The sequence below is a fragment of the Micromonospora sp. AP08 genome (assembly GCF_008085935.1).
Taxonomy (GTDB): domain Bacteria; phylum Actinomycetota; class Actinomycetes; order Mycobacteriales; family Micromonosporaceae; genus Micromonospora; species Micromonospora chersina.
In genome coordinates this window covers 279435-292849 of the sequence record NZ_VSEZ01000002.1, presented here as the reverse complement: position 1 = coordinate 292849, position 13415 = coordinate 279435, and the positions used below count along the sequence as shown (strand labels likewise).

Sequence of the window (13415 nt, the reverse complement as noted above, 5' to 3'; positions counted from 1 at the left end):
GGCGTTCGGGCGGATCAAGGAGTGGCGTCACGGCCGAGGAAGATCTCCACAGCGGCGTCCTGGCTCCCGGCATTGGAGAACGTGAGCCCGGCCGGGTTGCCGGTGAGGTCGACGGCCCCTCCGAAGAGGAACTGCGGCTGGTTAAGCTTGATGCCGGTGCCGTCGACGTCGTACGACAGGTGGTCGCTGGGCTCGGTCGGCATGATCACCAGACAGCTGATGCGTCCTGCTGCCGCCGGCCCGAGGTCGACGGCGAGGTCATCTCCGGCAGGCACGACGACGGACAGCTTGTCGTAGGCGTCGACCTCCATCACGCCCGAGTCGTTCAGCTGCGGACCGCCGTCGGCGCGGACGGTGACGTCCCAGATCAGGTGCTCGGGCATCTCATGTCCTTGGGGTCGGAGGTCCTGCTGGGGCTCGCTTGACGGTGCTCCGTTGCGGATGGTGTCGACGAGGACGGCGGGGGAGGGCGCGCCGAGCCTGGTGCGCTGCGGGGTCAGTTGCCAAAGCGACGCCTCTCGGCCGTCGCCGAGAGTGGCAAGCACCCGGGGCGCGCCGTGGGCATCGCACAGCCAGGCGGCCACGGCCGCCTCGTCCGCCTCTTTCCACACGAGGAGGTCGGCCTCGAGTGGACTCAGGGCGTGGAGCGCGCCGGGCTCGACGGCCGCGACGACGTCGAAGTCGGGCTGGTCGCGGACCGTCCTGCTGATGATCTCGCCCAGCAGGCCGGTGCAGCCGACCAGCGCGACACGCACGCGCCGCGAGCTGTCCTCGCCGCCGTGTGCCGAGCCCACGTACGCCTCCTTCGGTCGCCCTCCGGCCAGTAGGCGGTCCGCGGCACGGCGTAGGCAATAGATCCGTGGGTGGGTCTTGGATCCAGGGACAGGACAGGCCCGGACCCAGGTCGGCTGGGCAGGTGGGGTGGAAAGGACGTGACAGGTGGTCCCGTGGCCCCCTTTCCGGCGTGCGGCGCCGGCGAGGGACGGGAGGATTCAGCCGACGGCCGGCTCAGGTACCGGATCCAGATCCAGACGGGCGAGAGCCTGGGGGATCTCGGCACGGCCGGACGCGCCCAGCTTTGTGAGGATGTTGTGCACGTGGTTTTTCACCGTGCTCAGCCGCAGGTCGAGAGCGCGGGCGATCTCCTTGTTGGTCATCTCCGTCTCCAGCAGCCGCAGAACCTCGCGTTCACGCCTGGTGAGCTGGATGGGTGTGCAGCCATGCTGCCGCAGCCGGGCCTGGTGCGCGATGTGCCGGATGAGACCGGCCGCGACCTTTCCCGAGCAGGGGGCCTCACCGCGCACCGCCGCGCGCAGCGCCTCGGCCAGGTCGTCGAAACCTGCTTCACGCGAGACATAGCCGGCCACGCCTGCTTCGGCGCAGGCGACGATCTCAGGGCCGTCCTCCTTCACACCGAGTGCGACGACGTGGATGTGGGGCCGCGCGGCCACCAGCGCACGGGCGGTCCGGGTGCTGTCCTCCATCCCCATGTCAAGCAGGACGACGTCGCAATCAATGCGTCGCGCACTCGTAACGGCGGCAGCGCTGGTGGCGGCCGAGGCAGCAAGTTCCACATCGGGGAGCACGCGTAGAGCAGCTGCCACACCCTCGCGATACAACCGGATCTCAGTGACTACCAGTACATTCATCGCAGAGCCCCACGTCCGACGCATTACCGGGCCCGAGAATCCGATTCAGCGGGTCTCTCGTACACCGGCTTAGGAGCAGCCCGGGCCGTACGTGATTCGGTCACCGACGATAGCAAGTAAAAGCTCGACCGGACAGACTTACGTAGTCGCTCAAATGCACGTTTCGCTGCCTGCGCACCGGGCTGGCATCGCTGCACGTCGCACGGTTGACCAGTCCTTGGGACGCTCGGAGCGGACGAACGGTTTCGTGCGCCTCATCCGTGCTCATTCCTTGCTCTCCTACCGGCAAGCCAGTAGCCATAACTGTGCGGCTGAAGACTTCTCAGCCGCAAGGACGAGTCGGATTTTGTGCAGAACATCTGGCGGACTGGCCAATTGATGCCGCCGAACCGCCTCCCGATGAGGCGAACCACCCGGCCGTACTCGTACGAATGCTTGACCACCGGTAAGCGGTCCACCGAAGATCCACTAGGGACCGTCGGGAGATGGCGGGCGGTGTCGGATCCGGTCGAGTCGTCGCCCGGCCGTCGTTCTTCCAACTCCAAACCGTGCGCAAGGCCCGCACCGGCGGTATCCCGCTGCACCTGATCACGCACGAGGACGTGCTGATCTTCCGCCGGCCGCAAGCCCTCCCGACGCCGGAAGACCTCACGGACACCGAAGGTGGTCCGTCCCGATGACCACCCGTCGCCGCAGCCGGCTGCTACCCCTCGTCCATCAACCACTCACCGGGCAACGCCCGCCGCACCCCGGCGATACCGCCCGCCGTCGCCGCGCCCACCCACAACCACGCTCCGCCGTCCTCACGCAGGACCGCCCCCAGCCCGTCGAACCACCTCATCGGCCTGCCGTCGGGCCCGGCCCAGAACGGGTAATCGGGCATCGGCAGCCGACGGAACCCCTTCTCGAGCAATGCGATGGCCTCATCGTCCAGCTCACGGTTGTCGGCGAACACCTCACCCGAGAACATCCACTCCGACAGCACCATCTCCACACACGCCAACGAGACCCGATCGAGGAACGGCTGCCAGTCCCGCTCGGCCTCGCTGGCCGACTCAACCCGGAACACCACCGGCGGGTCGGGCTCCGTCACGGCCGACAGCGGAACGCCCCACTGCGCCACGTTCTGGTTCTCCACCCGGAAGACCAGCACCTGGCCCGTGCCGTCGACGCCGACCTCATTCGGAGCAAGCAGACGGTCCTGACTCCGGGTCAGGTCATAGCGCCTGCCGACCAGCGCATAAGCCTCACGCAGGGACGCCGGCAGGCGGAAACCCAGCCGGGTCTCCGCCGCCCGCAACTCGCTGTCGTCGCGGCCGTCGCCGGCCATGATCGGGCTCGCATACCGCGCGGTGAAGAGCCGGATGAATCGCCAGGCGCCAGCGGCGTCGCGAACGCCCTGAGCGAGTTCGTCGTGGAGATCAAATCCGCCGTTCACGAGGCAGACCATAGCGGCAGCCGGACCGCCATCCCCGGAGCACGACACCGGGCTCCCCAACGGGACCTTGACCGGAACTCGGCTGCGCCCCGCCGCGCCAACCACCTGATCGGCCGCCCGCCAACGACGCCGGGCAGCGATCCTGCGCCGGCAGGTTCTCCTGCATCGGGCGGATGCCCGCCGACGAGCTCGACCTCCGGCCAGTGCCGACGCAAAGGCGGGCTGTCGTGCATTGGCTTCCACCCCGCCCCAGCGACAGAGCCGGCTGGGGCACGCCGTGGCCGCGCCGGGGCGGGAGGTGCGTGACTGACCACCGAGCCGCACCGCGCATCGGATCGCTGTGCACCGGTAGCGGCGGCCTCGACCTGGCCGTCGAACTGGTGCTCGGCGGTCACCTCGCCTGGTACGCCGAAACCGACCGACACGCCCGCACCGTCTGCGCCCACCACTGGCCGCACGTGCCCAACCTCGGCGACATCCGCACCATCGACTGGACGCGCGTGCCGCCCGTCGACGTCCTCACGGCAGGCTTCCCCTGCCAGGACATCTCCAACGCCGGCAAACGCGCCGGGATCACCGGACCCCACTCCAGCCTCCGGCACCACATCACCAAAGCCCTTCGCGTCCTTCGACCACCGCGCGTGTTCGTGGAAAACGTTGCCGCGCTGCGCCGACGCGGACTCGACGTCGTCCACGCCGACTTGGCCACGCTCGGGTACGACACGAGCTGGCTATGCCTTCGCGCATCCGACATCGGCGCACCCCACCGACGATTCCCGCGTGGCGCCACGGCTCGTGATGACCCTCTCACGTCATTCCATCGCTAGGCGTCGTTCGAGCCATGTGAGCAGGGCGGCGAAGGCCGGCGACATGGTCGTGTCCGACTGGGTGAGGACGGCCGACCGGCCAGCGTCCTCCACCGTAATCGTGTAGCTCATCGCGTCCCGGGCCTGTCCGGGTCTCCGTTCCTTGGCAGCCGGAGCTGTCTTCGCTGCTTCCACCAGCTCGGCCAGCTCTCGCGCTGCCTGCTCGGGCAGAGCCTCGGCGTCCACGACTCGGGGCGGGAGACGCAGGTTGATCGCGGCCGCTTGCCCGCCATGGGTCGCCAGCGTCACCTTCATCCCACGCTCCGAGCAGTCGGGATCGTCCGAATATCCTACGGTTGGCGCGCAAGCGGTCATGGCTTCGGCGTCAACACACTGACGCCCTCGGCCAGCGCATTCACCTGTGCGGAAAGGGCCTCGATCTGCCGTTTGAGGGCCGGGATTGTTGTCCCATCGTGAACCAGGCCGTCTCCCCTACCGGCCGGGACGCGTTCCCGAAGGGCTTCCGCGCCGCCCGGCGCGCCGCTGACTCGTATGCCGACCTCGCTCCACGCTGCCAGCACCGCCTGCTGCTCGGCGCTGCCAGCTCCGTACAGCTGTCCCGCCTTCAAATAGGTGGTGTCGGCGAATTCCTGGAACTGGGTCTGAGCGCTGGACGCTTTGAGGGACTCGTACCAGATGTGCCCGGGTGCATCCCACGCATACCCGCCAATACCCACTGCTGTCAAGTAGAAAGCCCTGTTGGGAATGCCAGAGTTGATATGCACCCCGCCGAAGTCACCCTGTTCGGTGTCCGGCAGCTTGACGTAGTGGCTCATGTGGGCGGGCTGCGGATCCTTGCCGAACAGCTCGTTGTCGAACGCCGTTCCCGGCGCCTTCATCGACCGCAGCGCATCAGCCTTGATGCCTGGCGTGAATACCTCCGCCCCGATCAGCCAATCCGCCTGGGCTGCCGTTTGGTGCAGCGTCCACTGCTTGACCATCGCCCCGAAAACGTCCGACATTGACTCGTTCAGTGCCCCCGATTGATTGTGATAATCCAGCCCGGCGGTGTGTTCGGTGACTCCGTGCGCCAACTCATGGCCGATCACATCGAGGGATCCGGTGAAATCTGTGAAGATGCGTCCGTCTCCATCGCCGAACACCATCTCTTGTCCGTCCCAGAATGCGTTGTTGTAGCGCGTTCCGAAGTGGACGTATCCTTGCAGGCGCATTCCGCGATTATCAATCGAATTGCGGTCGAACACCTTTTTGTAAAAGTCGCGTGTCGCGCCGAGTCCGTCAAATGCGCGGTTGACGGACGCATCGGCGACGGGTGGATCAGACTCGGACCTGACCAACGCGGCGAGCGGAAGTGGAGTGCTGTTGTGGCAGTCAAAGATCGTTCGGCGGCCGTTGACGGGGGCCGCGGCGGCGCCAGCGAAACTTGCGCGTACGGCTCGCCCTCCGCGCAGTTGGGCCGTGCTTACAAGCGTATTCAGGGCGGCCTGACGGATATCTTCTTCCCCGCTCTCGATGAGCTTTTTCAGGATATAGGGAGGAGTAACGCAGTTCAGGCAACGGCGCGCTGTGGTCATGGAACACCTCGGAATTGGTCGGGTCGAGGTCAGCCTACCCGGGCAGGTCCATAATTTCCGTACTTTAGGGGCACAAGGCCCGCTCCGCTGAGCCGGGGCGGCCATGAACAAACCATCGAACTGGCGCTCGCCGATGGATTGCAACGGAGGGCAGGGCGCCAAACGGCCTCCTGCACAATTGCGAATCCTTGAGTATCGGTGATCGTTGTTCAGCTTCAAGTGGTGGAAGATCCGCGATCTTGAAGAGCGCAGGTCGTTTGGCTCGGAGCGTAAGGTCTTTGACCACGCCCAGCCGATAGTTCTGCTCAGAGAGCACGAATTTTCATCCGTCGATACAACAGACGTCCGGCAAGGAGGTGGGCAGGAGGCACACCACTTGGGCGATCGGGCGTTGGCCTTCTCTTCAGCCTGACGTCACAGTGGCCGGTGGCCGGGTGGGCGGGGCCTCGTATGCCGACAGCTGGTGCGCAAGCTCAGCCTCGATTGTCCGGCCGGCGCAAGGGTTCAACGGCCCGCAGCGCTCATGCCCGGGTCGCGGCCGAAGGCGCCGAGCGGGGCCGGAGAGCGCGGGTGAGTTCGATCGCGATGGGGATGTGAAACCGCTGTCGGAGCCGATGGCGGCGTGGATCTCGGGATCGTGACCGCGGAGCAACCCCCGGGTGGATGCGCACGACCAACCCGTCGTCGCGCGACATCCGGGCCATCTCGAAGAGCATGTGAGCCGCGAACGCTTGGGCTCCCGCAGGGGTCACGGTGGCGTCGCACGCGTCGATGTAGATCGGGCGGGCATCGTTTAGGGCGAGCGGCTCGGCGGCGGTGACGTGTCCAAGGCCGGTGGCGCGGGCGCCACAAACGCCACCGGTCCTCGGAGGCTTGCGGTTGGCCCGTCGCGACCTATCCGCGGTCGCGGCCGGAGTGCCGGGGGCCGGCGCGGGCCACCCACCAGCCGAGCAGGACGATGAGCAGCGTGACCCCGAGCTTGATCGACAGGCTCCAGATCAGCGCCGTGCCGTTGCGGGACCAGTCCCACCACAGAATGCCGCCGAGTGCGAGCAGGACGACAAGCGCCGCTGCGACCAGACGCAGACCGACCGGCCTGGTCCGGGGCGAGAGCAGGCCGGCGGCCGAGAACCCGGCCAGCAGCAGGAGGACCGCGAGGAGGCTCAGCGCGACCGGCACCGCGGGCACCAGCAGAGAGACGGCCAGCAGCACAGCGCCGGCCGCGACGGCGATCTCCACGGCATGCGTGCCCATCGCGCTGTGGCGGGTGAGCAGGGCCACCATCGCCCAGACGGCGAGTGCGTAGCCGCGGAAGGCGGAGAGCATCACGGCCAGCGGCTTGGTGCGCGCCGTGTCGCCGGCGACGTTGGCGAGAACGGTGGCCGTGTGCGACATCGTTCGGGCGAAGGTGTCACTGCCGACATCGCCCTCGATGCGTTCGCTGCCGATCTGTGCTGCCTCGTCCCACAACCGCCACAGGTCCTGGGCCGACATCTGCTGACCTGACTTCCGGTCGGCGGCGTCGAAGGACGCCAACCACGTCGTGCTCGTCCTGGCGCGATCGATCCCCTCGGCACGTACTGCGTCAGCGAGTCCGGGTAGGTCCTCTCTGAGCACCGCGGTCTGGATCGGTCGGGCGAGGGCCCGGGTGCAGGCGTTCAACGAGCGGGCGTCCGAGTTGGCGAGGATCTGTTGCGCCTCGCGTTCGCACGCCGCGCGGTCCTGCGCCCACTGCTCGGCCAACCACACTCGGTCCGACGACTGGTCGGGAACCGCGCATCGCTCAAACGCCTCCACCAGCCGATCCACCGCCTCGGTCCGAGCCGGCCGAGGACCGGCGCAGGTCGTTGCTCCGGGTGCCAGCAGGCATTGCCGTAGTCGCTCCGGTGCCAGCAGGATCCGGATGAGCTGTTCGACCGCGTCCATCCGGCCGTGCAACCAGTCGTTGAGGCGCCACGAGCCGCGGTAGAAGGCACCGAAGTGATGCAGCTGGATGCCGGTCAGTCGGCCCGGGTGCAGCGACGAGACCTTGGCGAGCTCGACCTCCTGCTCCGGTTCCTGACTGGCGCTGGTGAAGGCGAGCTGCACGACGTCGAGGCGCAACATGTTCTGCAGCACCGTCTCGTCGGCGGACCGCATCGGGACGAGGAACTGGTGGAGTGCGGCAAGTCGCTGCGTCCACTCGCCGTCCGGATCGAGCACGTCGTTTCCTGCCTCGCTCACCGTCCGCAGGGCGGGGGCGACCGCGCGAAGACTCCGGGCCAGTTCGAGGGCTTGTCGGTGCAGCCGGGCCCGTCGCACGCCGTCACCGGGGACGGGTAGGGCGTCCCACGCCGTCAACGCTGCGGCGAGCCAGCGTTCGAGTTCGGGTAGGTTGTCGGCCGTCTGGTTCAGCGAGCCCCGGCGCCTGGGCATCGGGTCGATGCCGTACTGCGCCGGCCCGGTCGGTGCGGTGGACCAGTAGCGGTTGAGATCTTCCCGGTCTGCGTAGATCTCCTTCAGCGTGTCGGCTGCCTGTTCGCGGCAGCGCACGATCGCCGTCCGCTCCGGCGTCCCGAGGTGGGCCAGCCACACCGACCGTTTGAGCAGGTCGACGGTCATGTCGGCCAGGCGCTGGACTGTGGTCTGCCCCCAGTCCCAGCTCGCTCCGGCTCTCCCCAGCGCTTCCGCGAGAGGGCCCTTCGGGACGAACGACATCCGTTGCCGCCGAAGCGCGGCGAGCAGTTCCTGCCTGCTCCACTGCTCGGCGGGTCGGCCGCGCTGCCCCGCCACAAGTAGCGGGGCGATCGTGTTGGCCGCGTTCTCGACGCGCACCTCCAGGTACGCCGGCCACGCCCCCTCGGAAAGCTGGTCGGCGACGCCGATCATCGCCGTCGCGAACCGGTCCCGAGCCCGGCGGCGCATCCGCACGGTGGTGTTGCGGCTGCGAATCTCGGTGAGTTCCCGGGAGACGGAGTCGGTCGCACGTAGCCGAGTGAGGACTCCGAGCAGAACCTCGTGGGCCGACGGGAGCGGCGACCCCGGGCCGGCGGCGTCCGCATGCCCAGCGGCCGGCGAGTCGGCGGCGGGGGAGGGGCAGAGCGGCTCGCCCGGATCCGGGACGACGTACGCGAGTACCCGGCGCACCTGGAACCCGGCGGTCTGCCGGTACACCGCCTCCAGCGCAGGGCGGATCGGCTTGTTGAGGAGCACTCCGCCGTCCACCACGTGCTGGGCCTCCCGGAAGTTGGCCCGGCCCGCCGCGGACTCCCACCGCAGATCGCCGCCTGGATCTCCAGGGCTCACCCGCACGAAGTGTGGCTCGAACGCGCCCGGGAAGGACGACGTGCATCGCGCCGCGGCGGCCAACTCATCGAGCACCGCATCGGCGGAGAGGTCACCACTGACCGGCCGTCCGTCGCGGTAGCCAGCCCGAAGATCGGCGAACCGGAAGGTGGCGTCGTGGTCGGTCTCGGTGATCCCGACACCCAGGTCGTCGGTGAACGCCGTGGACCGACCCTGCCAGAGCGTCCCGGTCAACACCAGCTCGATCGGCGCTCGTTCGTCGTCGGTCCGGCCTGATGGCGACCTGGTGGCCGAGACGAGCTTCTCCAGGGCGTCTCTCACCTTTGGAAGGAAGAAATCGTCCCCCTTGAGCAAGGACGGTGGACGGCGCGTCAACGGATCGCGCAACAACCGGTCGAGGCTGCCATGTTCGTGCCACAGGTCCCGCATGACGGACAGGTCCCCGCCTCTGGCCAGACCCAGTGCGAGGGAGGCGCCATTGAGACCGCCCGCCGAGGTGCCCGAGATGACGTCGACACGAACATCGGCCCGAAGCAGATCCAGCAGCGATGCGTACGGCGATTCCGTGCCCGTGCGTGCCGTGGCCAAGCGGAAGACCTCTAGGGTGACGCCGCTGATCCACACCGCCAGGCTGAGTCCACCGGTCATCACCACGGCAAGGCGAATGTCCTGCCGGTCGGCTTCGTCGTTGGAGGACACCGGCCGCGGCCGTGCCTGGTCCTCACGCATTTTCGCCATTATTGCCCGACGGTGAGGGCGAGCGAGGGCGTGACCGCTCGGGGGAATCGTCCGTACATGTCCGATACCGTACGCCGGCGGCAGGCTCAGCGGAGCCCGTTCCTGCCGGTTGCGACGCGCGTCGGCACGCAACCACAGGTAGTCATTCGCCTCGGTCGGCGGGCTGGCTACTTCCGCCAAGCGGGGGCCATCCGCTCGGACATCTCCCGCCAGAACGTCCGCAGGTCCTGCCGGTTGACCGCCTGCCAGTCCGCGCGCCCGGGCGAGCGGAGCGAGCGCCCGACGAGGTCGATTTGGTGGGCGCAGAAGGCCTCGTCCATCTGGTATGGCAGCTCGTCGCCCTTGGGCGGTAGCGGGCACAGCCGGAACGGGCAGTCGTCGATGCAGGTGGCGCCTGGTTGTACGTCGTGGGCTTGGCGGCGGCTCAGGTTGACCCGCATGGCGGTGCGGTCGATGGTGAGGCACGGGGGGAGTTCGGCTCGGCTGGCGCGGGTGAGCCGGCGGGCCCGTTGGTCGTTGTCGCGTCCCCGGTCGGCGAGGTTGAGCAGCAGCATCACGTCGGCCAGTAGTCGTTGGGCCCGCGGTTCCAGGACGGCCCAGCCGTGCGAGGGTGGCAGCCAGGAGGCCTGGTGCCGGCGGATGTCCGGCTGGGGGCTGACCGACCCGATCTGCCCGACGATCTCCCGCTCGTCCAGCCAGCAGTGTCGCTCGGGGTGGCGGTCGATGAGCGCCTGGACGCACAGGTCCGCGACCTCGAGGACGAGGGGGTGGGCCGTGCCGCTGCCGGGCTGCGGGGCGCGGTGTCCGCCGCCGGCGATGGAGGTCCAGAAGCTGACCAGGCCGCGTGGGTCCGAACCGTGCCCCCGTTCCCGTAACGCTTCGCCGGGGTCGCGGGGGAGGGCGAGCAGGGTGAGCGCCTGGATGAGCACCAGGTGGGAGTACCAGAACCGGGAGTGCCGCAGGGCCTTCTCGGCTTCCTCGATCAGCACGCTGCGGTGCGCCGGGTAGGTGCGGCAGTTGGCCGCCATCCGGAACCCCTGTGCCAGGGTGATCTCGTAGACGCGGGCCCCCTCGCGGAAGTCGGTGGCCAGGCGGTCGACCCAGCGGCGCAGGGTATCCCGCGCCACGCCCTGCCAGTCCGGTTCGCCAGGGGTGTGTGCGGCGTCAGTGTGGAGGAACAGTGACGGGGCGAGCCAGGTCCGCAGCTCCTCCAGGCGCTCCCGGCCCTGGGTGTCGGCCGTCTCCGGCGGCTGGTCGAGCAGGTCGCGCAGCGAGCCGACCGCGGCGTTGCCGCCGCTCGCGATCTGGCGGGCCGCGGTCAGCCGGGGTAGGTACGACGTCTCGTGCGCCATCATCTGGAACAGTTGCCGGTATTGCGGTGTGGGCGGCTGTCCCCGGAATCCGGTGGGCTCTGGGGGCCGGTCCCGTAGTTGCCGTGCGGCGTCGCCGTACCGGTGCACCAGGGCGACCTTGGCGTCCTCGAGCGGGCGGTCGGTGACCGAGCCGTCTCCCTGGTAGTTCGCCCAGGCGCCGAGGATCGCGTCCGCCAGCTTCCGGTGCACGGTGTGCCCGCTGGCGGCGTCCATCTCCAGCGCCGCCGCGAACAGCTCCAAGGCTCGGGTGCGGTTGCGTGTCCCGGTCGCCGCGGTGCAGAGCCGGTGGACGAGAGCGATGGACCGGTCCCGGGTGGTCCTCGAGTCGCCGGCGCTCGCGGACGGTCGCACCGCCTGCCGGACCGCGTTGCGGAGCCTTACCAGGGTGCCGTGCGCCACCGATGGATTTCGCCGCCCGTCAAGCCGCTCGAATGCGCCAGAGCTGCGGGTGTAGAGGGTGAGGGCGGCGAGCAGCTCCCGTCCTGGGCCGCGGTTCTCGGTGAAGGCCTGCTCCAGAAAGTCCTCGTCGCGTAGGGCCGCGGTGAGGTAGCGCGAGCCGAGGTACGCCTGCAGCACGCCGCTCTGGAAACGCACCCCGTCCTGCCGCTTCACCACGATGTTCAGCTCCTCCCCGGTGGTCTCGGCGAGCCCGAGGTCCTGCGGGTTGTCGGCACTGAGCTTGCGCAGCCGCGCCCGGAGCTCGGCCAGAATCCACCGCCGACCAGCGTCCTTCACGCCGTCGGCGCTCAGGAGATCGGTGGTACCCACCGACAGCCGGTTGTCCCGCAACCCGATGCAGGCGAGCGCGGAGAGCACCTCCATGGCGTCGGTCCGTTCGGTCTGCGGCATGCCGTAGTCCTCGTACAGATCCCCCGCGACGATGGCCGCCCACCACTCCTCCAGCAGCCACCAGCGCAGCGCAGATCTGCCCTGATCCGTCGGCCCGACCCGATGCAGGCGGTCCACCTGGTGCAGCTGGCTGATGACCCGGAGGTAGAACGGTGAGCCGGCGACGTCGGCGGCCTTGACCAGGTCGCCGATCCGGTCCCAGTGCTGGCCGGCGTCCGAGCGGTGGCTGCGGGCCTGCACGTACTCCAACGCGGCACCGTTGGAGAGCGGCTCCAGTTGCAGCAGCAGCGCGTCCAACCCGCGCAACGGATCGTCCGGCCGTGAGGCGACCACCAGGGGGAGCCGCTCGCGGACCGCGCCCCGCACGGCCTCGCGGAGGACGCTGTCCCGGTCGGCGGGCTGGCCGGAGTCGGCGAGCGCCTCCTCCAGGCCGTCGGCCAGCACCACGATCCGGTTCTCCAGCCACAGCCGCCGCCACACCTTGTCGGCCTCGCCGGAGGCGTGCAACTGGCTGTCGATGGTCTTCTGGAACTGTTCGAGGGCAAGCTGGTGGAAGTTCAGCTTCGCCGGGTCCGTGACGGTGCGCAGATCGATGCCGACCGGCACGACGTCGCTGGCCAACAGCATCTCCGCGAGTCGGACCAGAGTCGCGGTCTTGCCGGTCCCGATGCCACCCACCAGCAGTAGCGGCCGCCGGCGGTGCTCGTCGCGCAGCCGCTGGACCATCAGTTCGCACAGCTCGTCCCGGCCGACGACCGAACTCGCTGTGCTGTCGCGTTCCGCGGTGGGAAGCACCATCCGGAGATTGCGAAGGGCGTTGCGGTCGTACCAGCGACGGACCGGGACGTACCGCCAGAACAGAAAGGCCGCGAGCCCCAGCGCCAAGATGAGCGGCCCCTTGACGAACCCCTCCACCTGCCCGCAGTAGTACGACCTCGGCTGGTCCCCCGCACACCACTTCGACACTCGCAGGAAACCGGGCTCGCTGTTGAAGACCGTCAGGACCAGGGAGAAAACGGTCCACACCACGAGCGCCCCGGCGGCGGCGACGATCCCCCACCGCAGCCCGCGGTGGTGCCGCCAGCTCATCCGGTGGTCGGGCCGCTCGTCCATCCGTCGACGGCGGCTCCGCTCGGCCTGCCGTTCCCGTCGGGTACGCCACCTGCGCCGGCGCTGACGTATCCACAACTGGGCCGCCCAGACCGGACCACGTTTCGGCCCACGCATGGACACCCCCATGATCCACGCCGTTGGTACCGGCCAACGGTGGCGATCCCCCCAGTCCCACGCTAGTGCTCGCACCCGGGGGCCAGCGCGGCGTTCGGGCAAATCCCGCGGCCGTTTGTCGACAGCACAGTCGACGAGCTGGACGCGTGGCCTGACCTTTCGCTCTAACCACGCGGCGAGCCGGCCGCCCACCAGGTGAGAGCGCCGAGGTAGCCGATGATCAGGCGGCGGCGGGAGGCGTTCGACGTTGCACCGGACGCACCCGAGACCGGCCGGTAGAGCGTTCGCGCCGTTCCCGGGCCCACTTCGTGGCGCTGGTCGGCACCCGGATGGCCGGCCTGCACCCGCTGGTTAACGACGAACAGCTCGCCCTGCTGCGGATTTTGATCGACCGCCGCCGGTTCCTCGGCGCCGATCACACCCGCACGATCTGCCAACTGCACCAGCTACTGCTG

Annotated in this window: 9 protein-coding genes and 1 pseudogene; 2 read left to right on the top strand and 8 right to left on the bottom strand. The window is 68.9% G+C overall.

Annotated features, from left to right (window positions below; all coding sequences use genetic code 11):
* Positions 1-14: 14 nt before the first annotated feature.
* Together FXF50_RS04615 and FXF50_RS04610 are read right to left on the bottom strand one after the other, a co-directional pair.
* A complete protein-coding gene (locus FXF50_RS04615; protein ID WP_148425954.1) occupies positions 15-794 on the bottom strand; it encodes a hypothetical protein in 780 nt (259 codons plus the stop codon).
* 198 nt (positions 795-992) lie between these two features.
* On the bottom strand, positions 993-1649 hold the full coding sequence (locus tag FXF50_RS04610) for a response regulator transcription factor (RefSeq protein ID WP_187399516.1): 657 nt from the start codon (positions 1647-1649) through the stop codon (positions 993-995).
* Positions 1650-2146: 497 nt separating this feature from the next.
* On the opposite strand from FXF50_RS04610, the pseudogene FXF50_RS04605 reads away from it, so the two are divergent.
* Positions 2147-2329 (top strand): annotated as a pseudogene (locus tag FXF50_RS04605) (site-specific DNA-methyltransferase); the annotation flags it as partial.
* 23 nt (positions 2330-2352) lie between these two features.
* Here the strand turns inward: FXF50_RS04605 and FXF50_RS04600 are convergent.
* Positions 2353-3087: a hypothetical protein gene (locus FXF50_RS04600; protein ID WP_148425952.1), complete on the bottom strand. Its 735-nt coding sequence runs from the start codon at positions 3085-3087 to the stop codon at positions 2353-2355.
* A 302-nt stretch (positions 3088-3389) separates the two neighbouring features.
* Between FXF50_RS04600 and FXF50_RS04595 the strand changes: the two genes are divergently transcribed.
* Positions 3390-3914 (top strand): DNA cytosine methyltransferase, encoded by a 525-nt coding sequence (locus FXF50_RS04595; protein ID WP_148425951.1) that lies wholly within the window; start codon positions 3390-3392, stop codon positions 3912-3914.
* Here FXF50_RS04595 and FXF50_RS04590 read toward each other — a convergent pair.
* The 5 genes from FXF50_RS04590 to FXF50_RS29165 all read right to left on the bottom strand — a co-directional run bounded on the left by FXF50_RS04590 (position 3900) and on the right by FXF50_RS29165 (position 13403).
* The gene (locus tag FXF50_RS04590; protein WP_148425950.1) at positions 3900-4208 is read right to left on the bottom strand and encodes a protealysin inhibitor emfourin; all 309 of its coding nucleotides are present in this window, start codon (positions 4206-4208) and stop codon (positions 3900-3902) included. The two genes, FXF50_RS04595 and FXF50_RS04590, sit on opposite strands and share 15 nt — an antisense overlap.
* Before the next feature lie 56 nt (positions 4209-4264).
* The gene (locus tag FXF50_RS04585) at positions 4265-5488 is read right to left on the bottom strand and encodes a M4 family metallopeptidase (protein WP_148425949.1); all 1224 of its coding nucleotides are present in this window, start codon (positions 5486-5488) and stop codon (positions 4265-4267) included.
* Positions 5489-6382: 894 nt separating this feature from the next.
* Positions 6383-9502 carry a patatin-like protein gene (locus FXF50_RS04575; RefSeq protein WP_187399515.1) on the bottom strand — a complete coding sequence of 1040 codons (3120 nt, stop codon included), beginning with the start codon at positions 9500-9502 and terminating at the stop codon, positions 6383-6385.
* 176 nt (positions 9503-9678) lie between these two features.
* On the bottom strand, positions 9679-12846 hold the full coding sequence (locus FXF50_RS04570) for an NACHT domain-containing protein (RefSeq protein ID WP_187399514.1): 3168 nt from the start codon (positions 12844-12846) through the stop codon (positions 9679-9681).
* Between the two features lie 278 nt (positions 12847-13124).
* Positions 13125-13403 carry a hypothetical protein gene (locus FXF50_RS29165; protein ID WP_187399513.1) on the bottom strand — a complete coding sequence of 93 codons (279 nt, stop codon included), beginning with the start codon at positions 13401-13403 and terminating at the stop codon, positions 13125-13127.
* Between the last annotated feature and the right edge of the window lie 12 nt (positions 13404-13415).